Raw genomic sequence first — 19821 nt, forward strand, 5'->3', positions numbered from 1 at the left:
CGTAAAATAACTGGACGGACAATCGGGGGGCATGGGATTCACTGAAACCGAGATCGACCCCGCACGGTTCCTCGAAGACGTAGAGATGCGTATCGGCGAAATCGTCGACGTCGAACCGTTTCCCGAAGCACGCAAGGATGTGTACAAGCTCGACGTAGATTTCGGCGACGAGACACGCCAATCCGCCGCGGGACTGACAGACGTGTACGACCCCGAGGACCTCCTCGGTTCACAGGTCGTCGCCGTCGTCAACCTCGGGACGGTCTCTATCGCCGGCTTCGAGAGCGAGTGTCTGGTGACCGGCGTCGACAGCGAGGACGGCGTCGTCCACCTGACGCCCGAACGGGAGGTCGAGCCGGGGACGCGGGTGTATTGAAGATGATTCTGTGACGTGGACGTATTGAAGGCGATTGTTCTTCAACAAGAGATAGTGAAGGTTCGTTACCCATTAGTACCGCCAGCGGCTAGACTGTCGTAATATGAGTACGGTCAGGGCCGCTGGGTGGACAGTCGTCGCGCTCGTGTTGATGGCGTTGGCAGTGCCATGGTTCCTCTGGGACACCAGCACGATCGCGGCCGGACTGCCTGTGTGGCTGTGGTGGCATATCGGGTGGATGGTGCTTGCAAGCGTCGTATTCGCCGTCTTCGCACGTACCGACTGGGGCCTCGGCGTCGAGGAGGTGCGGTGAGATGGCTGACACCGCACTCCAACTGGGTATCGTCGGCGCGTACATGATCGTCGCACTCGCGGTGGGTGCAGTCGCCTATCGCCTCACCGACCGGACCGCCGAGGACTACTATCTTGCGAGCCGAACGCTTGGCACAGTCGTCCTGCTGTTTACGACCTTCGCGACGCTACTGTCAGCGTTTACGTTCTTCGGCGGCCCGAATCTCGCGTTCAGCGCCGGCCCCGAATGGATTCTCGTGATGGGGCTCATGGACGGCATTATCTTCGCTGTCCTCTGGTACGTACTGGGCTACAAGCAGTGGCTGGTCGGCAAGCGCCATGGCTACGTGACGCTTGGTGAGATGCTGGGTGACCGATTCGGGTCGACGGCGCTGCGGGTCGTCGTCGCCGGCGTGAGCTTGGTCTGGCTGTTCCCGTACGTGATGCTCCAGCAGAAGGGGGCCGGCCAGGCCATCGTCGGCCTCACGAATGGCGCGGTCCCGTTCTGGGTCGGGGCCGGCGGCATCACGCTGTTTATGATTCTCTACGTCGCACTCTCGGGGATGCGCGGCGTCGCCTGGACCGACACGCTCCAGGGCCTGTTCATGCTCTCGCTGATCTGGGTCGCCGTCGCCTGGGTCCTCTCTGCCGTCGGCGGCGCTGGCGAGGCGACGGCGTTGCTCGCGTCCGAAGAGCCCGCCTTCGTCGGCCTTGGTGGCGGACTCTACACGCCCCAGTACATCATCTCGACCGCGGTCAGCATCGCCTTCGGCGTGACGATGTTCCCACAGATCAATCAGCGCTTCTTCGCCGCCGGCTCGAAGAAAGTGCTCAAGCGCACGTTTGCACTCTGGCCGGTGCTGGTCCTGCTCCTGTTCGTTCCGGCGTTCATGCTGGGCGCGTGGGCCGCGGGACTCGGCATCACTGTCCCGGAGGGCGGCAACGTTATTCCGGCGCTACTGGGCGAGTACACGCCGACGTGGTTCACCGCGCTGGTCATCGCCGGCGCGATGGCTGCGATGATGTCCTCCAGCGACTCGATGCTGCTGTCGGGTTCGTCGTACCTCACGCGGGACCTCTATCGGCCGCTCACTGGCCGCAGCGATGCTAGCGACGAAGCGACCGACCGCCGCGAGGCGCTCGTCGCCCGCATTGGCGTCGTCATCTTTGCTACCCTCTCGTTCGTTGCGAGTCTCTACACGCCGGGAACACTGGTCCAGATCGGCGACACGGCCTTCAGCGGCTTCGCACAGCTTACGGTTCCTGTCGCACTTGCGCTGTACTGGCAGGGAACGACGCGCTCGGGAATGTACGCCGGCGTGATCGGCAGCCAGGTGTTCTATGGCCTGCACGTCTTCCCGGTGCTCTCGACACTTGGCGGACTTGTCGGCCTCGATGTCGCCCTGCCGACGGCGTACCTGGGCTGGACGCCCGGCATCGTCGGCATCCTAGTTGGTCTCGTGCTGACGGTCGGCATCTCGCTGGTGACTGCCCCCGCTGCGACCGAGAACCGCACCGCCTACGCCGTCACCGGCATCGAAAGCGACTGAGAGGTGCTGACCGTTCACCGCGACAACCACCGGACAGCGGCCACCGGCGGACATGTAAACCTACAAAAGCATCCAGCCCAATATGCAGGTATGGACTCCGATAAGAACGTCGGCGGTCGCGACCGCCTCATCCGTGCGGTGCTGGCAGCTGTCCTGACAATCGTCTCCCTGCGCTGGCTTCGGAGCGGGAAGCGCAAGCGTGGCCTGCTCGCCGGTATCGGCGCGCTTGGCCTGGGATTCAACGCTTCGACGGGGTACTGTGGATTCAACGACACCTTCGATATCGATACGACGGCCAGTGAAGACGACGACGTGTTCGCGCCGGATATGGACGACGAGTCGGCAGCCGACGAGTCGACGGACGTGAGCGTCGACTTTACCTCCGCTGACGACACCGAAACCGCGAACGGCCACGCCAGCGGCGAGCTGACCTGTGCCGTCTGTGAGGACCCTATTGTTCCCGGTGAGCGCCGTGGGCCGAACGACGACGGCGCTATCGTCCACGAAACCTGCGAGTAACGTCGGCCCCGACCGCTCAGCGGCCCGAGTCTGGTTCTTTTTATAATCACCGTCCCAGTCAGCCACGTGTGTAGACCTACATCGGTCTCGACTACGCCGGCTCATCGGCCTCGGGTCGGCCGCGGCCCTCTTTCGGGCTTTCGAAGGTGTTCACAGTGCCCGACATCATCATTGGACCCATTGCACTAAACGAGACGGTTCCCCCTACCTTCGCGATCAACGGATCGAATTAGCTGACCCAACCGTCGATTTCTACCGATACAAACTCGAAAAGTTCGTAGAGTGGTGCGATGTGGGAGACGTAGAGAACTTGAATTCGCTCTCGGGACGCGATCTGCTGCGTTTCAAGTAGTCCCACGTACAGGACCCGAACAGGGTCGAGGTATCCTGATGGAGGACAGAGTGGAATGAAAGAGACTATGCTTTCCTGGGTAACCATGCCCAGCTTGCCCGGCCATACCTGTCGCCGGCGACGAAACCGGTGGAACAGTCCGAGCAGGAGAGAAATATGGCATTCGCACGGACAAGATTGATTTGCGATTTGTGGGGGGGAACCATCGATAGTGGTTAGTTAGTGACATTGTGCCAGCGAGCGAAACTCTGGAGCCAATTTTCGGTTCGACGTGGCTGAAGCAGTTCGAAAACGACGAGGTTCGACGCTTCAGCTCTCGAAAAATCCGTTCGACGGCGTTCCGATTTCTGTGGCGACACATCTGAAATCGGAGTCCAGCCCGTTGGAGTGCAGTTTGGAGGTGTTGAGCGCCATCGACGAGAAAGACAGGAGTTTCGACATTGTGCTTTTGCCGAAGTTCGCGCAAGAAAATTTCTGTGAGGGTGGTCGTAGTCGTCGCAAACAGCCGGACGTGAAGCAGTTCGTTCGACTGTAGATCGGCAGCAGCGTACAGCCAGAATTGCTGATCGTTGATGCGAATCACTGTTTCGTCCAACGCAATCTGATTCGGCGATTTACCCGAGTCTGGCTGTAGATCTGCTTTCTGTACCCAATCGTGGACGGCTTTGCGACTGCGTTGGACACCCAGATCTTCGAGTAATTCGACGGTATTCGACAACGACAGTCCCGCAACGTGCGATTGAATACCCAACGCCATCGCCGACTTGGGTGTCCGCTCGCGCTCCACAAAATCCAAATTAATCCAGTCTCTATGTCCGCTAAGGCGGCTGATTTCTGCCATGAACCAGCAAGAAATCCGTCCGCCTCACTTTTGATGCTTAACTAAACACGACCAGGGAAAGGACCCTCATTGATAAGTATCTCTCGGATGACTATTCGGTGGTTGAGTTCGGTGGCGGAATCGGGTATATCTCTGCTTACATTAACGATAAACTCAGAGAAGGCGAGATGCAGATTGTTGTAGAACCAAATCCGGAGAACGTTAATTGTAACAAAACGACAAAGAGTCTGAATGGGTGTGGCTATCTCTTTTTAGAAGGTGCATACTCTGCACATGGCGAGGACGTGGTGTTGAACTTAGACAGTAAATTTTCTTCTGGAAGCACAGAAAAGAAGATGTCAGGTGAAAAGATCAGTGTTGAGGGGTTCAGCATATCGAGAATATGTTCTGAGTATGGGTTGGAAGAATTCGTATTGATCTCTGACATGGAAGGGGAGAGTTCAAAATGATTGATGAAGAGATGGGGGTTATTTCCGAGTCTGTCCTTTTTGCAATTATTTAATTTCATCCATTTTATGGGTTTAATGAAAAAGAATATGTGGATGAAATACTCTCTGCCGGATTTGTCGAACTGGAGGAAGTCGGCGGAACTCACGCTTTTGAAAATACAAAGCTACTGGATTAGTTCCCGCTCATAATTCAAGGACAGAGGACTGTCAGTAGGGTTCCACGAAAGTAGATATTGTTGAATGTTTTAGGATTTGTAACCTAATGCTTCAAGACGATCGTCAACGGTCTCCTTATCTGGCCTATTGAACTCCGTAGGTGGTTCGCTAACCACTTCACGTCGGTTTTCTGAATTTTTTTCAACCTCCAGCCACGGAACAAACCGTAACTCACGGGTGTATAAATTATGTGGGTGAGAGTACTGACGGTGGGTTAATGGAAACGTCTTCTCGCCGAGCATTTCCCCATGGTCTGAGGTTATAACTGATTTACCGTTAATTTCATTAATTAGTGTCTCAGCACACTCTAAGGCAATGTTGACCGACTCTTGATATGCCTGACAAAGTTCTTTCCGTGTAACTTGTTTTTCTATTACTGCTTTCCAGATGTTGATTCCGCCATCATTTTCTGTTTCTGTCCCATTCAGCGCCGAATTTCGCTCTCTAAGTTTCTCGGCAGTTTCTCCAAGGTGGGGAGCATGAGGTGACATAATGTGGACTATTAGACGCTTGTTCGGAAATTCCTCATGAGCGTTGATAGCCCTCTCTACCGTATTTTCGGGCTTAGATGGGTTGTGTAGCATATCAATATAGTGGAATGTATTATCAGGTAACTTTGGTGTGTGTGGATTCCCCGTTACATAAACCGTATCATAAAAAGACTCACCAACGAAATTCCCCCTCATAAATTCCCAACTGTGTGCTCCTTTGGAGAGAACTCGATGCAGCGAACCTGGGATTGTATTTTGTTCTGAGAAGTAATCATATCGGCACGCATCAAGGATAATCAAGTTATCCCAGTCTTTAGACATTACATCAGTACCATTCCCGTACTTCCTTTCAAACAAGTGGTTATGTATCGGGAATATAAATTTTGACACCAGACGCCCAAGCTCTCGCTTGATGAGTGAGGGATTGTCAAAAACTCGTTGTATATTACTTATATTATATCGTTCGGGAAGCATACTCACTCTTCAGGAGTACAGGTAAAAAGTAGTGCGCTCTGAGACACGAATTCCTGCGGTATCCCCGGTGCCACACTAGCTATCAGCGAATTGACTCGGCCCAGACACCCTACAACTACGACAGTTCTTCACGCCACTGGGCAGGTCACAAGCGGCCACAGCAGAGGTGTTCAATCTACCTCGCGAGTCTCCTCAACGCTTGTACGATTGCCATCGGCACTCTGGTGGAAACTCTCTTTCACACTCGGGTTTCAGAACCTCACGAATTAATCAAGATAAGCCATAGACTGGGTTTTCTCTTTATTAACGTGGAAACGAACTTTCTCAAAACCCATCAAATAGCCCCGTCAACGGGATCTAACCCACGTATTCACTTCGGAATCGAGGGAGAGACAGAATGGAATTTACCATACGTATTCATAGAAGCCTGAGAGAGTTCGGTCATAAACACCGGTAACGAAACTGGTGCTTTATTTAAACACCATACCGTTGTTCTGGGTATGCAGACCCACATCGTCCCGGTCGGGTTCGACTACGACCGGCTCATCGCGCCGCTGGTGCGCGAGCAACTCGACGTTGACCGCGTCATCCTGCTTGAGGGGGCGGTCGGCAGCGAAGCCAATGTCGAGTACTCGCGCAACCTCGCCGAGAAGCTCGAAAAGGACTACCAGAACCTGCTCGGGGCGGAAACCGAGCGGTTCGTCGTCGCCGACGTGTACGACTACGACGAGGCCTTCGAGCAGGCGTTCGAACTCATCAACGCCGAACTCGACGCGGGCAGCGAGGTGTGGGTCAACGTCTCCGCGATGCCCCGGACTGTCTCCTTTGCCTTTGCGACTGCGGCTCACTCGATTATGGTCGAGCGCGAGGGCGACCGGGACCGCATCCACACCTACTACACGGTCCCCGAGAAGTACTTGGAGACAGAACTCGCCGAAGAACTGCGCAAGCAGATTGATATGCTGGAGGACATGCGCACGGGTGAGGATGTCGACGAACGAGTCGACGACCGACTCGAAACCGCACGGGACCTGCTGGCGGAGTTCGACGAGCGCGGGACGACCATCGGCGCGAAGGAGATCGACGGCTCCCACGTGGTCGAACTACCGGTCGCCTCCTTCTCGAACGTCAAGCCCTTCGAGGAAGTCATCCTCTTTACCCTCGGCGAACACGGTGAATTCGAGTCCGTCTCCGAACTGGCCCAGCAGCTGGCTCGGGATCTGGGTGAGGAGTACACCGACTCCTTCCGCTCGAAGGTCATCTACAACGTCGACAGGCTTGGTCCCGGCGGAAAAGGATACATCGAGCAGGAGGAACACGGGAAATCCTACCGGACAACGCTCTCGCGCATCGGGCAGTTGTGGGTTCGTGCCCACTCCGCCGAGGACCGCGAGCATCGCAAGTCCGACCTGCCGTAAAGAGTGGCGGTGTCCTGAGCCTGTTGGAACGCCAGCGAAAACCGAAGTCATTAATCCTGCCGTTGATCGAGTATTGTACAGATGGTGCGTCGACTCTCCCGAACGCTGGTTCTCGCGCCCGTCGGTGTAGGGGCCCCCACGCCCCACATCACCGCTCCAAATCGACGTACGCACCGCTGATAACTACGCCGCAGTCAGATGCTATCCGGGTGTTACACCCACCGCTTGAATATGAGTGATACACAGGACCCACCGCAGGACGAATCGACCGCAGACGAATCAGCAGACGCCCTCGACGGGGAGTATGACCCCCGCGAGGTAGAGCCGGAGTGGCAGGACCAGTGGGTCGCAGACGAGACCTACGCCTACGACGAGGACGCTGACACCCGCTTCACCATCGACACGCCGCCGCCGACGGTGTCGGGGAACCTCCACATGGGCCACCTCTACCAGTTCACGCTACAGGACTTCGTCGCCCGCTTCCACCGGATGCGCGACGACACCGTCTACTTCCCCTTTGGGTACGACGACAACGGCATCGCTTCGGAACGCCTCACCGAGCGTGAACTCGACATCCGACACCAGGATTACCCGCGACGGGAGTTCCAGGAGAAGTGCCGCGACGTGTGTACACAGTTCGAGGACGAGTTCACACAGGACGTCCAGTCGCTTGCGATCTCTATCGACTGGGACAACACCTACAAGACCATCGCGCCGGATGTCCAGCGGGTCTCCCAGCTGTCGTTCCTCGACCTCTACGAGCAGGGCCGGGAGTACCGCCAGCGCGCGCCGACCATCTGGTGTCCGGACTGTGAGACGGCCATCTCACAGGTCGAGCAGGAAGACAAGGACAAGTCGACGCTGTTCAACGACATCGCCTTCGACCTCGTCGAGACGGGCGACGGACCGGCCGACGAGGACGCGACGTTCACCATCTCGACGACCCGGCCCGAGCTACTGCCGGCGTGTGTCGCCGTTTTCGTCCATCCCGACGACGACGAGAATCAACACCTCGTCGGCGGCAGTGCGCGGGTGCCCCTGTTCGAACAGGAGGTCCCCATTATCGCCGACGAGCGCGTCGACATGGAGACCGGCAGCGGCATCGTGATGTGCTGTACGTTTGGCGACCAGAACGACATCGAGTGGTACCAGGCCCACGACCTACCGCTGCGGCTCGCCATCGACGAGTCGGCGACGATGACGGACGTGGCCGGCGAGTATCAGGGGATGCACACCACCGAGGCCCGCGAGGCCATCATCGAGGACCTGCGCGAGGAGGGCTCGCTGCTCGAGAGCCGCGACCACGACCACACCGTGCAGGTCCACGAGCGCTGTGAAGAGGAAGTCGAGTACCTCGTCACCGAGCAGTGGTACATCGAACTGCTCGACAAGAAAGAGGAGTACATCGAGGCTGGCCGCCAGATGGAGTGGTATCCCGAGAAGATGGCAACCCGCTACGAGCACTGGATCGAGGGGCTCGAATGGGACTGGTGTATCTCCCGCCAGCGCGATTCGGGCATCCCGATCCCGGTGTGGTACTGCGACGACTGCGGCGAGCCCGTGATGGCCGAGCGCGAGCAGCTCCCGGTCGACCCGCTGTCGGACGACCCGCCGGTCGATAGCTGTCCCGAGTGTGGCCATGACTCGCTGACGCCCGAGGAGGACGTCTTCGACACGTGGGCGACTTCATCGCTGACCCCGCTGGTGAATGCCGGCTGGGACTGGGACGCCGACAGCGAGTCGTTCACGATGGAACTGCCGGAGCTGTACCCCTTCGACCTGCGTCCGCAGGGTCACGACATCATCTCCTTCTGGCTGTTCCACACTGTCGTCAAGTGCTACGAGCACACCGGCGAGGTGCCATTCGAGAACGTGATGATCAACGGGATGGTGCTGGACGAGAACCGCGAGGCGATGTCCAAGTCCAAGGGCAACGTCATCCCGCCCAGCGAGGTCTTAGAGAAGTTCCCGGTCGACGCCACCCGCTACTGGGCCGCCGGCACCTCCATCGGCGACGACTTCCCGTACAAGGAGGGGGACCTCGAAGCCGGTGAGCGACTCCTCCAGAAGCTCTGGAACGCCTCGCGGCTGGTCGACCAGCTCACGCCTGCGAGTCAGCCAGAGGAGCCCGACGACCTCGCCGCGGTCGACGAGTGGCTGCTGGCCGAACTGGACGCGACCGTCGAGTCGGTCACGACGAAGTTCGAGGACTATGAGTTCTCGAAGGCCCGGAACGAACTCCGGTCGTTCTTCTGGAACACGTTCTGTGACGACTACCTCGAAATCGCCAAGCAACGTCTCTCCGACGGTGGCGACGCGTCAACCGAGTTCACGCTCCTGCAGGCCCACCGGACCTTCCTGCAACTGTTCGCGCCGTTCCTCCCACACATTACGGAGGAACTGTGGGAGCGGTGCTACGAGGAAGATAGCTCGATTCACACGACGGACTGGCCGACCGCGGGCGGCTACGATGCCGACCTCGAAGCGGGCGAGACGGCGATGGAGGTCGTCTCCGCGCTCCGGCGGTACAAGACCGAGAACGGGCTGCCGCTGAACGCCGACCTCGACCACGTTGAGGTGTTCGGCCACATCGCTGGCTTCGAGGACGCGGTCGGCGAGGCGATGCACGTTGCTCAACTTGACACCTACGACGAGGCCCCGGACATCACGACGAAGGTCAGTGGCATCGACCTCGACTACTCGCTCGTCGGCCCCGAGTTCGGCAGCGAAGTCGGCGCGATCGACGCCGCTATCGAGGACGGCGACTACGAGATCGACGGCGACACGCTACGGGTCGCCGGCGTCGAACTCGACGACGAGATGTTCACCGTCGAGGAGTCCCGGACCTACTCCGGCGAGGGCGAGATGACCGAAACCGAGAGCGCCGTCGTCGTGGTTCGGTAAGCTCGGCTCGTTTTACAGGTATTTCGGCGGCCACCGGGCCGCACATCGCCGCGACCAGTAGCATCAAGACCTGCGGGTCCGGTCATTGAAACCATGCGAACAGAGGAGACGATTCGGGACCGAATCGAGGCGCTGCAGGACGAGTACGACAAGCACGACCCGCCGTCGACCGAACTGGAAGACGAGGCCGAGGTCGCCATCCTGCGCGCTATCGAGGAACTGGAGTGGGTCCTCGACGAGCGCGAGACAGAGGACGGGTTCACGACCTGAGACGCTGCCGGAACCGCCAACGAAGGACAGCGCCGGTCAGGCTTGCCGTTTCACTTTCTCTACACGCGTCGCCAGTGCGAGAAACGTCGCTATGAGCGTCAGCACGACCGCCCAGCCCGCTGCGAGGTCATGGGCGAGCACCGTGTGGTCGAACCCACCGGCAGCGACAATTGGCTCTGCACGCAGCCAGGTGTGGTGTGGCCCGTCGAGAACCGGGACGAAGTAATCGACCACGTCGTTGAAGCCGTACCAGAACGCCGCGACGGCGACGGCGGTGACGGAAAAGCTCGCATAGCGGTGGATGAGAAATGCCTCAGCGGCCATCGCCAGATGGCTCAGAACTAGGAACCAGTAGAGCCACAGCGGAATCCCGCCGGGACCATTGAGAGCGAGCTGGACGTACGGCGTCCAGAGGCCGAGCTTGATGCAGCCGAAGAAGCCGAGCATGTGGAGCCACTGGGCATTCCAGTCGAGCCGCCAAGCTACCAGCGAGAGCCCGATGAACATCGTCGCGACTGGGGAGTCCGGAATCAGGGGGTAGGCGGCTAGCGGAGCCGCACCGAGTTGGCCCTCCACGAGCGGCGGCGCTGTGTTCAGCGGCCGGCCGGCGTAGTACCAGAAGCCAAACAGCGTCCCGACCAGATTGACGAGCGCGATGGGCCAGGCGAGTCTGAGCCCGACGTTCTCCAGCCACGCTGGTAGCGGCGCGACGTACCGCGGGAGTCCCTCGGTATCGGGGAGCCGCCGGCTGAACACCCGCGCGACAGCCGCGTCGATTCGCCCGCCGACACCCTCGTCCGGAGCCATGTCGATGCAGTGGGGAGACGCGATGAAAACGGTAGTGGTCTCAGCCCCGTCCTCTGGAGAATATCGCAGTCGCTGGTCCGATATCAGGCCCCCCCGCGTGCGGGTCAAACGGCGTTCTGTCCCGCGAAAGGACACGCGTTAAGTAAATCCAGTCCTAAGTCTGGGTAATGACTGAAGAGACCGACCTCGAGGACCTCCGTCGCGGGACTGACCTCGTCAAGCGCGGCTTCGCGAAGATGCAGAAGGGCGGCGTCATCATGGACGTCGTCAACCGTGAGCAAGCCCGAATCGCCGAGGACGCCGGCGCGGTCGCCGTGATGCACCTGGAGTCGGTGCCGGCCGACATCCGCAAGCGGGGCGGTGTCGCCCGGATGGCAGACCCCAGCAAACTCGAAGAGATCATCGAAGAGGTGTCGATTCCGGTGATGGGCAAGGCCCGCATCGGCCACACTGCCGAGGCCCAGATTCTGGAAGCCGCTGGCGCGGATATGGTCGATGAGTCGGAAGTACTGACTCAGGCCGACGACCGCTACCACATCGACAAGCGCGAGTTCACCGCGCCGTTCGTCTGCGGAGCCCGGAACCTCGCCGAGGCGCTGCGCCGCATCGACGAGGGCGCAGCGATGATTCGTACGAAGGGCGAGGCAGGTACCGGCGACGTAAATCAGGCCGTCACCCACCAGCGGAACATCCAGCGCTCCATCGGGATGCTCGAAGGGATGGCCTACGAGGAGCGCGACGAGTGGGCCCGCGAACACGGTGCGCCCCGGCGGCTCGTCCACGAGACGGCGGACCGCGGCCGGCTACCGGTCGTCAACTTCGCGGCCGGCGGCATCGCGACGCCCGCCGACGCCGCACTGATGATGCAACACGGCTGTGACGGCATCTTCGTCGGCTCGGGCATCTTCGGCGCGGAGAACCCCCAGGCAATGGGCGAGTCCATCGTCGCGGCGGTCAACAACTACGACGACCCCGAACAGCTCAAGGAGATCGCGAAGAACCCCGGCAAGGGGATGAAAGGCCAGGCGAACGCGGATCTGGACGAAGAAGAGCAGCTGCAGGGCCGCGGCGTCTAACAAGGACCGCGACCAGTCGTTTTTTCTTTCGGTATCAGACACCGTACAGACCGCCGCACAAAGACGAAGACACAAGTTCCTACGGCGGCGATAGGTGGCTGTGCAGGGGACGGCAACGCCCACGCCAGCGGCCAACGATACCGGTGAAGGCCTTCTGGAACTCTTTACCGTGTTACAGCGGCTGCTGGACCAGTTGGTCGCGGCGCAGGGGCGACTCGTCGCGACGCTCATCCTCTTGATCGTCCTGCTTGTCAGTGTCGTCGTCGTGCCAGCAGTCCTCTCCTGGCTTCGGTCTATCACATCGGACCGAACCGGCGACTGGCTGCAGGTCATGGCCGACTACACACCGACGACCATCCGGGGCGTGTTTCTCCGGATCGCCCAGTTCTCGATGGTCGTTCTCGTCGTCGTCTCGTTCCTCATCGTCTGGGGTGTTCTCGATATCGTCCAGATGGTTGGGCCGTACCTCGACGGGAGCGATCAGTCAGTACTGGCGACGATACAGACGATCGTTCTCGTCATGCTGGCCTTTGTCCTGTCCGACCAGATGCAGCGGTGGATCGGCCGGTTCAGTCAGGCTGTTACCGGCTTCACCGAACATCAGGAGGAGATCCTCCTCCGATTGGGGCAGGTCACCGTCTTCGTCACTATCGGTGCGACGGTCTTCGCCGTCTGGGGCATCGATCTCAGTGGCTTGCTCGTCGGGGCTGGGTTCCTCGGTATCGTCGTCGGTCTGGCTGCCAGACAGACGCTCGGTTCGCTCATCGCCGGCTTCGTCCTGATGTTTTCCCGCCCGTTCACTATCGGCGACTGGGTGCTCGTCGGCGACCAGGAAGGGATCGTGACCGATATCACCATCTTCAACACGCGGCTGGAGAACTTCGACGGCGAGTTCGTCATCATCCCGAACGACCGCGTGAGCGACCGCGCGGTGACGAACCGCAGTCGCAAGGGGCTGTTGCGCCTCACGGTCGACATCGGTGTGGACTACGACACTGATGTCGACCGGGCGATGGACCTCGCTCGCGAGGCGATGGCCGACATCGAACACGTCGTCGACTCGCCGACGCCAGACGTTGTCCCGAAGGACTTCGGAGACTCTGCCGTGGTGATGGAACTCCGGTTCTGGATCGATCACCCGACACCGCCACGGAAGTGGCGCGCCATCTCGGCAGTCGTCCGGGGTGTGAAAGCCACCTTCGACGAGGAAGACATCTCCATCCCGTTCCCACAGCGGACCCTCTCGAACCGCGTGGACGCGGCGGACGAGGAGGCGCTGGAAGGCGGCGTGGAGATGCGTCCGGACGGCGACGGCTGACCTACAGATCGAGACCGTCGAGAAGGAGCCCCAGTCCGAGAACCCAGCATCCCAGTGCAGTCCCGAGCGTGCTGACGTAGAACAGCCAGGACAGCCCCTGCTCTGTTGTCAGCGGCCCGCTCAGCGTGGCGGTCGCGGCATCGCTCGCGGCCGAGAGCGACCCGGCAGTGAGGGCCAACCCGGCGAATGCACCGACGGCGACCGGTAGCGCTACGGCGATCAGCACTAGACCGACACGTTCGGCCAGCGCGGCGGTTGCAGCCGGGTCGAGAGGTCGGCCACAGGTCGGGACCGGCTGTCGCTGTGCCATGCTATTTCATAACATGTTCATTGCCATAAAAGTGCGTTCTTCGACGGAGGCCATGATATGGATTCGGGATGCGAAGGCAATCCGGGAAACCCGCGGAAAAGCTGTTTCAGGCGCTAACATAGTGGATCGCTGCTCGGTCTTTACCGTATGGACGCCGCGGCGGAGCGGCCGCCGGTCGAAACTACTATCCCCAACGGGACGAACGGACTGGTATGAGCACTCCGCCGGGGGAGTATTACACCGAAGAACGCTGGCAGAACTGGCTAGACCGTATCGAGGAAGAAGACGTCGACCCTGAAGACGAGGATTCGGCGCGGCTCCTGTTGAACCTCCAGGACGACGCCGCGATCGCGATCGCGAAGATTCTCACCGATTACGAGGACGGGCCGCTCGACGAGGAAGCGACGCTCGACGAGCTTGCCGGCGTCCGGGAGATCGTCCTCGACGACATCGACATCGACGACGAGGAGACTGTGATGCTGATCGACGGGGTCCAGACCTCGCTACTGTGCGTGTTCTACGCGGCCGAGGAGTTTGTCGCAGAAGGGGCCGCGGACGACGCGACCATCACGGACTACATCGAAGCCGCCGCGGACGCGGAAGCCGAAGAAGACCTCGACGCGGCGCTGGGCTACTGTGTGCAGGCCGGCACGCAGATCATTGGCGGGTCGGAGCTCCCGATGGAGGTCGCCGAAGACCTCGAATACGGGCTCGTCTCCGAGTGGGTCAACGGACTCGACAGTCTCCAGACCGCGATGAGCGACCCGGAAGTCGTCGAAGAAGACGAGAGTTGATAATTCGGCAGTCAGGTTTTTACCGCCGTCTCCGCAACTCATCGCCATGACTTTCACGGGCGATGAGCGCGCGCAGTCAGTACAGGTCGGGGCTGTACTGCTGTTCGGCGTGCTTATCATCGCCTTCTCCTCGTATCAGGCGTTTGCTGTCCCGGAGCAAAACCGGGAGGTGGAGTTCAACCACAATCAGCAGGTCCAGACGCAACTGCAGGACCTGCGAAACGCCATCATCTCAGTCCCGGGACAGCCGAGCCGGCAGGCCGTCTCGGTTCAGCTGGGGACGCGATACCCGAGTCGGCTGGTAGCGACGAATCCCGGGCCGCCGTCAGGATTGCTGTACACGGACGGCACGACGAACGAATCGCAAAACCTCACGGTTCGCAACGCCGAGGCGATTACGCCTGAGACGGCAGATTACTGGGACGGAGCCACGCCACGGCACTACAATACGGGCGCCATCGCGTACAAGCCGGAGTACAACGTCTACGGGGAGGCCCCGGAAACTGTCTACGAGCACTCGCTCGTCTACAACCAGTTCCGCGAGGGCAACATCACGCTCTCTGAACAGGCGATGGTCGACGGGCGCGACATCACGCTCGTCGCTCTCAATGGGTCGCTGAGTCGCTCGGCAAGCGACTCAGTCACGGTCGACGTGAAGCCGACGTCGCAGTCGTCTCGAACGGTCCGCGTGACGAACGCAACGGAGACGTCGAACGTCTCAGTGTCGTTTCTCTCACGGCTGCCGGCGTCGGAATGGAGAGCGCTTCTCGACGACGAAGTCGATCCGAATCCGGGTAACAAAAGCAACGACCGGTACATCGCGAACGTCATCGAAGCAGAGGGACCGGGCTCGCTCTACAACGTCACCATCGTCTTCGAGCGAGGGGTGAACTACCGCCTGAAGATGGCGAAGGCGGGTGTCGGGACGAAGGTAACTGCGGAGAACGACGCGTATCTTACGACTGTCGATGATAACGAGATCAGCGTCCAGCAGGGCGGCGACGGAGAAATCGTACTGGAGGTTCGGGACGCGTACAACAACCCTGTAAGCGGTGTCACAGTCAACGGCTCAGTCGAAGGGAGTAACACGGGGTCACTTACCCCGGACACAGAATCGTCTGACAGCGACGGTCGCGTCAAATTCGTCTACAACGCAAGCCAGTCGACGGCAACTGGAACATACACCGTCCAGTTCAGCCTCGATGAAATCGACGGTTCGTTCGTCGGTGAGACTCCGGAAAACGTTTCGATTCCGGTGACGGTGACGGAGGCGAACCAAGGCTCCGGTGGTGGGTCCGGCAACAGTGGCCTCATCTACAACGAGGACGCCGTTGCCCTCGACAGTGACGGAGGTCCTGATGGGGGTGTGCAGTTTAGCGTCACAAATGAGGTAGGTGATACGATCACTATAACAACGGTTGCTATCGACGCTGTGGACGAAAATATCGACTTTCTTAGTGACAGTTACCGCAATTACCGCGATCCAGCGCCCCAAGAAAACGAGTTGTACATCGAAGCGGACACCGACGGCTACACTGATTTCAATGGCGGGACAGACATTCCACGTGTCATCGATGTCGACAATCAAGAGCGAGATCTAGCCGGGCCGAATCCAGTCATGTCCGACGGCTCGATTGCGACGTTTCATTTATTCGAGTTCGAACGGTTCGGTGTCCAGACAGGGATGAACGGCGAAAGCGTCACGATAACCGTCACCTACGAGCTATCGAGTGGCGGTACCGATTCGAAGATGTTCACGGTCACCCCCGGCGGCGCGAACACGAGCGCGCAACCGAACGCGGACTTCACGATAACCTCCAACGGGGGAGAATCGAACGGGAAATGGGATTTCGATGCCAGCCAGTCCAGTGACCCGCAGGGAGACATCGCGGCCTACGAGTGGGACCTCGACGGCGACGGTATCTTCGACGATGCGAACGGCCAGACATTAGAGAAGAGACGGGTGTCGTCTGGCACGAAAGTAGCGCTCCGTGTCGTCGACGCAGAAGGGAACGCCGACACGGTCCGTAAAGAAGTGCCATAACGTCCGTTTTGTCATTCCGTCCCGTCACCGACCTCAGCAGAGATTCACGGTAATATAGACGACACCGTCGGCAGTCGCCGCGCCGACGCCGATGTGGTTCGCGTTCGCCATGTACAACGTGTCGCGGGGACCGGAGAGGTCGAACCAGTGGTCGGCGACGGTATCGGCGACTCGGGTCGCGTTTGCCCCGTTCGGGTCGACGCTCGTGACCAGTTCGAGGTCAGTCACCGGGCGGAAGTACGCGTTCCCTTCGTGGCGGAGGCGACACTGCTCGGACAGTCCGGCGGCTGCGTACCGGTCTGTCGTGTCTGACCCGTTCGCAATCGGGGAGGCCGCCCCCTGTGCAGCCATTCGCTCACTGTGGTTTCCGGCCATCGCCGACAACTTCTGCCCGGTGTTGGTCTCATCTGAGAGAGAACCATCGAAGGCGTCGTTGGCAACTGGGTTGCCGCGTCGGTCGTTGATTGCTGCCACGAGCCTGATTTCAAGCCGGTCCGTATCGATATCTGTCCCCGAATCAGCTGGCGTGGTCCGTGCCGCATCCGGCGTCGCGGTAGGTTCTGCGGACTGCGTCACTCCGGCCGCAGTCTCCTCGCTACTCGGCGTCGCCGGTGACGCACGTTCTGCACTGGGCGTCGCTGCTGGTGATGGTTCCGTGGATTCCGCCGGTGCTGACTCGGTTGCGTTTGCACCAAGCGTCCCCTCGACCGCTACTCCTGCGAGTCCAGAGACACTGAGTGCCACCAGAACTACCAAACCGAGTGTGATGACCGATCTGTTCATATGAAACGTTCCTGTCCCGTTCCGAGAACTGATATCTGAGTCACAGTTGTCCCGGAACCGTCTCGAACGGCGTACATTCGGCTCTCTCTCCACAAATATGTTTGGACAGTGTTGGCGCTCCGATTACCAGCGGCGAAAACCCGCCCGTAAACATCTTTACTGTGGATGAGTGTCCTGAAGTATGGGTGACCTGTCGCGGCGCGGCTTCGGGGCCTCGGTGCTCGCCGCGCTCTCCGCCGGCTGTCTCGGGAATCGACCTGCACAGGAGTCCGAGACGACACCAGTCCCGGAACCGGCAGCGTCACAGCGGACTACTACAACTGATCGCGTCGGTACTACCTCGACCCCAGCAACAGATCGCGCTGCGGCTCCGGCGAACACGTCAACAGCGCAGCGCACCGAGGCGTCGCGGACGAACAGCTCTACGGAGACGTCGGCACGGATTCAGGTCGAGACTGAGACACCGACGCCGACACCCGAGCCGAACCACCGGTCGGTTGATACGACATTCCGACTGGAGGAAAACGAGTACGAGGATTTCACAGTTGACGCGACTGACCAGACGACGCTCACCTACGATCTCATCGTTCGGCGCGGCCCAGCCGTGGACGTCATCCTGTTCACCGAAGACGAGTACCGGGCATTTCAGAGCCGCCACCGGGCTCGGTACGCTGGCGAGGTGTCGCGGTTCCACGAGACGAACGTCCCCGAGAACCGAATTACCATCTCGCCGGGGACGTATCGGCTCGTCGTCAACAACACCGACTGGTCACGTGCCGTTCCGTCACCGGACGAGCCGTACGATGTTCTCGAAGGCGAATGCATGGTCGATTTCTCTTTTAACACGGAACCGACGACCAGCGAGTAACTGTCTTACAGTGGGTTCGTGGCCCATCTGCGTAATACTAGTCAACCGTCGAAATGCAAGTCGACAAGCCCATATACATCCACGCTGACGCTAGATTCATGACTGCAGTCGGTATCGATGCCATGGAGATCTGGACCGGGAAGCTCAAACTCGACCTCGCGGAGACGTTCGCGCCGGCTCAAGGCGATGATCCGGGGAAGTACACGAAGGGGCTCGGCCTGCGCGCGTCGTCGTTCCCGGACGTGTACGAGGACATCGTCACGATGGGGGCGAACGCGGCCCATCGCCTGATGGAGCGCAAGGGACTGACGCCCGAGGATATCGGCCGTATCGACGTGGCGACTGAGAGTGCCTTCGACAACTCGAAGCCCGTTTCGACGTACATCGCGGGCTGTCTCGAACAGGTGTACGACGAGAACTTCCACCACGCCAATAAGGGCGAGCGGAAGTTCGCCTGTATCTCCGGGACACAGAGCCTCGACGACGCATACAACTGGATCCGCGCCGGACGGAACCGCGGTCGGGCCGCGCTTGTCATCGCAACTGACACCGCACTGTACGCCCGCGACGATCCCGGCGAGGCCACGCAGGGAGCCGGTGCGGTGGCGATGCTCGTCGACGAAGACCCGAATCTGGTCGAACTCTCGACCGAGCAGGGGTACGGTAGCGCCGACGAAACTGACTTCCTCAAGCCCAATCAGCAGTTCCCGTCCGTCGATGGCAAGCGCTCGGTAAACGTCTACCTCGCCCGTATGCGCGAGGCGCTGGAGGACTTCGCCGAGGTGGCCGGCGACATCCACCCGGGCGACTACGAGATGATTCCGTTCCACACGCCGTTCCCGGGGATGGTCCGGAAGGCCGCAGCACTTGGCTACCGACACATCGTTCGCGGCACGGACGTAGGTGAACTGCTCGCCGAAGAAATCGGCCACCAGCCCATGCGTTCGGACTTCGAGACAGACGACGAGTTCCACGCCGCCATCAAGGAGTACACGGACGCACTCACCGAAACCGAGCGCTATCAGGACTGGTACGCCAATACCATCGAGCCGACGCTCGAGATCTCCCGGGAGGTCGGGAACTGGTACACCGGTTCTGTCCACATCGCCCGTGCCTCTGGGCTGAAACACGCCCGTGAGAACGGACTGGATCTGGACGAAGCCCGATTGTTAGTGGCCTCCTACGGGTCCGGCGCACAGGCGGAGGTCCACGCCGAAACCGTTGTCCCTGGCTGGGAGGAGGAAATCGGCGCGCTCGACATCGACGAGCAGATCCGGAACCGCTACGACCTTTCTTTCGCCGAGTACGAACAGGTCCACGACGTCCATAATCACGATACTGAGGCCGATGTCGAGGAGTTCACCGCACCAGAAAAGGAGTTCGCCTTCGACGGCTGGGGCCGGATGGGTGAGCGGAAATATCGGTACGTGGAATAGCGAGAGGCACGAGCGTAGGGAGTGGCTCTCGCACACGACGAGCGGCACAGCCGTGAGATTAGCGAGGTTCGGAGCGAGCAGCGCGAGCGGGAACCTCGAATCGGGGCGGCGACCGTAGGGAGCCGTGGAGAATGGCGAGAGGCACGAGCATAGGGGGTAGCTCTCGTATAAGCCGAGCGGCGGAGCGGCGAGTAAGAGGCTCCAGCCGGTGAACACGGTGACCGGCGGTTCGTC

The 19821-nt window shown here is 60.1% G+C and carries 18 protein-coding genes and 1 pseudogene; 14 read left to right on the plus strand and 5 right to left on the minus strand.

All coding sequences use genetic code 11. The features are described from left to right. The first annotated feature begins 31 nt into the window (after nt 1-31). The 4 genes from ACYJ11_RS02155 to ACYJ11_RS02170 all read left to right on the plus strand — a co-directional run bounded on the left by ACYJ11_RS02155 (nt 32) and on the right by ACYJ11_RS02170 (nt 2736). Nucleotides 32-376, plus strand: coding sequence for a tRNA-binding protein (locus ACYJ11_RS02155; RefSeq protein ID WP_008312635.1), 345 nt, complete (start codon nt 32-34; stop codon nt 374-376). 103 nt (nt 377-479) lie between these two features. Next, the gene (locus tag ACYJ11_RS02160) at nt 480-689 is read left to right on the plus strand and encodes a DUF3311 domain-containing protein (RefSeq protein WP_188974472.1); all 210 of its coding nucleotides are present in this window, start codon (nt 480-482) and stop codon (nt 687-689) included. A gap of 1 nt (nt 690) precedes the next feature. After that, nucleotides 691-2217 carry a sodium:solute symporter family protein gene (locus ACYJ11_RS02165; RefSeq protein ID WP_461646550.1) on the plus strand — a complete coding sequence of 509 codons (1527 nt, stop codon included), beginning with the start codon at nt 691-693 and terminating at the stop codon, nt 2215-2217. A 90-nt stretch (nt 2218-2307) separates the two neighbouring features. After that, nucleotides 2308-2736, plus strand: a complete 429-nt coding sequence (locus ACYJ11_RS02170; protein ID WP_461646551.1) for a YgaP family membrane protein — start codon at nt 2308-2310, stop codon at nt 2734-2736. A 567-nt stretch (nt 2737-3303) separates the two neighbouring features. On the opposite strand, the pseudogene ACYJ11_RS02175 reads toward ACYJ11_RS02170, so the two are convergent. Beyond that, a pseudogene (locus ACYJ11_RS02175) lies at nt 3304-3929 on the minus strand (IS6 family transposase). Between the two features lie 98 nt (nt 3930-4027). Between ACYJ11_RS02175 and ACYJ11_RS02180 the strand changes: the two are divergent. Next, nucleotides 4028-4378, plus strand: a complete 351-nt coding sequence (locus tag ACYJ11_RS02180; RefSeq protein ID WP_461646552.1) for a class I SAM-dependent methyltransferase — start codon at nt 4028-4030, stop codon at nt 4376-4378. 245 nt (nt 4379-4623) lie between these two features. Here the strand turns inward: ACYJ11_RS02180 and ACYJ11_RS02185 are convergent, their stop codons facing one another. Then, on the minus strand, nt 4624-5559 hold the full coding sequence (locus ACYJ11_RS02185) for an alkaline phosphatase family protein (RefSeq protein ID WP_461646553.1): 936 nt from the start codon (nt 5557-5559) through the stop codon (nt 4624-4626). A gap of 500 nt (nt 5560-6059) precedes the next feature. Here ACYJ11_RS02185 and ACYJ11_RS02190 point away from each other — a divergent pair, with 500 nt between their 5' ends. The 3 genes from ACYJ11_RS02190 (at nt 6060) to ACYJ11_RS02200 (ending at nt 10151) form a co-directional block, all read left to right on the plus strand. Next, nucleotides 6060-6977 carry an HFX_2341 family transcriptional regulator gene (locus ACYJ11_RS02190; protein WP_188974475.1) on the plus strand — a complete coding sequence of 306 codons (918 nt, stop codon included), beginning with the start codon at nt 6060-6062 and terminating at the stop codon, nt 6975-6977. A 231-nt stretch (nt 6978-7208) separates the two neighbouring features. After that, nucleotides 7209-9881, plus strand: a complete 2673-nt coding sequence (locus tag ACYJ11_RS02195) for a valine--tRNA ligase (RefSeq protein WP_461646554.1) — start codon at nt 7209-7211, stop codon at nt 9879-9881. Between the two features lie 93 nt (nt 9882-9974). Continuing rightward, nucleotides 9975-10151, plus strand: coding sequence for a hypothetical protein (locus ACYJ11_RS02200; protein ID WP_170097290.1), 177 nt, complete (start codon nt 9975-9977; stop codon nt 10149-10151). 36 nt (nt 10152-10187) lie between these two features. Here the strand turns inward: ACYJ11_RS02200 and ACYJ11_RS02205 are convergent, their stop codons facing one another. Further along, nucleotides 10188-10958, minus strand: a complete 771-nt coding sequence (locus ACYJ11_RS02205; protein WP_461646555.1) for a DUF1405 domain-containing protein — start codon at nt 10956-10958, stop codon at nt 10188-10190. A gap of 167 nt (nt 10959-11125) precedes the next feature. Here ACYJ11_RS02205 and pdxS point away from each other — a divergent pair, with 167 nt between their 5' ends. Both pdxS and ACYJ11_RS02215 read left to right on the plus strand, forming a co-directional pair. Then, nucleotides 11126-12034: a pyridoxal 5'-phosphate synthase lyase subunit PdxS gene (gene pdxS / locus ACYJ11_RS02210; protein ID WP_170097288.1), complete on the plus strand. Its 909-nt coding sequence runs from the start codon at nt 11126-11128 to the stop codon at nt 12032-12034. 94 nt (nt 12035-12128) lie between these two features. After that, on the plus strand, nt 12129-13352 hold the full coding sequence (locus ACYJ11_RS02215) for a mechanosensitive ion channel family protein (protein WP_461646556.1): 1224 nt from the start codon (nt 12129-12131) through the stop codon (nt 13350-13352). 1 nt (nt 13353) lies between these two features. Here ACYJ11_RS02215 and ACYJ11_RS02220 read toward each other — a convergent pair whose 3' ends face one another. Further along, on the minus strand, nt 13354-13662 hold the full coding sequence (locus ACYJ11_RS02220; protein ID WP_461646557.1) for a hypothetical protein: 309 nt from the start codon (nt 13660-13662) through the stop codon (nt 13354-13356). Nucleotides 13663-13874: 212 nt separating this feature from the next. On the opposite strand from ACYJ11_RS02220, the gene ACYJ11_RS02225 reads away from it, so the two are divergent. Next, the gene (locus ACYJ11_RS02225) at nt 13875-14456 is read left to right on the plus strand and encodes a DUF2150 family protein (RefSeq protein WP_461646558.1); all 582 of its coding nucleotides are present in this window, start codon (nt 13875-13877) and stop codon (nt 14454-14456) included. 46 nt (nt 14457-14502) lie between these two features. After that, nucleotides 14503-16500 carry a hypothetical protein gene (locus ACYJ11_RS02230; protein WP_461646559.1) on the plus strand — a complete coding sequence of 666 codons (1998 nt, stop codon included), beginning with the start codon at nt 14503-14505 and terminating at the stop codon, nt 16498-16500. Nucleotides 16501-16533: 33 nt separating this feature from the next. Here the strand turns inward: ACYJ11_RS02230 and ACYJ11_RS02235 are convergent, their stop codons facing one another. Then, entirely contained in the window at nt 16534-17283 is a 750-nt protein-coding gene (locus tag ACYJ11_RS02235; protein WP_461646560.1) for a spore germination YkwD domain-containing protein, read from the minus strand. 181 nt (nt 17284-17464) lie between these two features. On the opposite strand from ACYJ11_RS02235, the gene ACYJ11_RS02240 reads away from it, so the two are divergent. Beyond that, nucleotides 17465-18151 (plus strand): hypothetical protein, encoded by a 687-nt coding sequence (locus ACYJ11_RS02240; RefSeq protein ID WP_461646561.1) that lies wholly within the window; start codon nt 17465-17467, stop codon nt 18149-18151. Nucleotides 18152-18249: 98 nt separating this feature from the next. Beyond that, nucleotides 18250-19587 carry a hydroxymethylglutaryl-CoA synthase gene (gene hmgB, locus ACYJ11_RS02245; protein ID WP_188974483.1) on the plus strand — a complete coding sequence of 446 codons (1338 nt, stop codon included), beginning with the start codon at nt 18250-18252 and terminating at the stop codon, nt 19585-19587. Nucleotides 19588-19821: the final 234 nt, after the last annotated feature.

Source organism: Haloarcula sp. H-GB5, assembly GCF_054850705.1.

What these genes read in the sequence shown, in the direction of transcription:
- ACYJ11_RS02155 (WP_008312635.1), top strand. Translation starts at nt 32, where the DNA reads ATGGGATTCACTGAAACCGAGATCGACCCCGCACGGTTCCTCGAAGAC.
- ACYJ11_RS02160 (WP_188974472.1), top strand. Translation starts at nt 480, where the DNA reads ATGAGTACGGTCAGGGCCGCTGGGTGGACAGTCGTCGCGCTCGTGTTG.
- ACYJ11_RS02165 (WP_461646550.1), top strand. Translation starts at nt 691, where the DNA reads ATGGCTGACACCGCACTCCAACTGGGTATCGTCGGCGCGTACATGATC.
- ACYJ11_RS02170 (WP_461646551.1), top strand. Translation starts at nt 2,308, where the DNA reads ATGGACTCCGATAAGAACGTCGGCGGTCGCGACCGCCTCATCCGTGCG.
- ACYJ11_RS02185 (WP_461646553.1), bottom strand. Translation starts at nt 5,559, where the DNA reads ATGCTTCCCGAACGATATAATATAAGTAATATACAACGAGTTTTTGAC.
- ACYJ11_RS02190 (WP_188974475.1), top strand. Translation starts at nt 6,060, where the DNA reads ATGCAGACCCACATCGTCCCGGTCGGGTTCGACTACGACCGGCTCATC.
- ACYJ11_RS02195 (WP_461646554.1), top strand. Translation starts at nt 7,209, where the DNA reads ATGAGTGATACACAGGACCCACCGCAGGACGAATCGACCGCAGACGAA.
- ACYJ11_RS02200 (WP_170097290.1), top strand. Translation starts at nt 9,975, where the DNA reads ATGCGAACAGAGGAGACGATTCGGGACCGAATCGAGGCGCTGCAGGAC.
- ACYJ11_RS02205 (WP_461646555.1), bottom strand. Translation starts at nt 10,958, where the DNA reads ATGGCTCCGGACGAGGGTGTCGGCGGGCGAATCGACGCGGCTGTCGCG.
- pdxS (WP_170097288.1), top strand. Translation starts at nt 11,126, where the DNA reads ATGACTGAAGAGACCGACCTCGAGGACCTCCGTCGCGGGACTGACCTC.
- ACYJ11_RS02220 (WP_461646557.1), bottom strand. Translation starts at nt 13,662, where the DNA reads ATGGCACAGCGACAGCCGGTCCCGACCTGTGGCCGACCTCTCGACCCG.
- ACYJ11_RS02225 (WP_461646558.1), top strand. Translation starts at nt 13,875, where the DNA reads ATGAGCACTCCGCCGGGGGAGTATTACACCGAAGAACGCTGGCAGAAC.
- ACYJ11_RS02230 (WP_461646559.1), top strand. Translation starts at nt 14,503, where the DNA reads ATGACTTTCACGGGCGATGAGCGCGCGCAGTCAGTACAGGTCGGGGCT.
- ACYJ11_RS02235 (WP_461646560.1), bottom strand. Translation starts at nt 17,283, where the DNA reads ATGAACAGATCGGTCATCACACTCGGTTTGGTAGTTCTGGTGGCACTC.
- ACYJ11_RS02240 (WP_461646561.1), top strand. Translation starts at nt 17,465, where the DNA reads ATGGGTGACCTGTCGCGGCGCGGCTTCGGGGCCTCGGTGCTCGCCGCG.
- hmgB (WP_188974483.1), top strand. Translation starts at nt 18,250, where the DNA reads ATGACTGCAGTCGGTATCGATGCCATGGAGATCTGGACCGGGAAGCTC.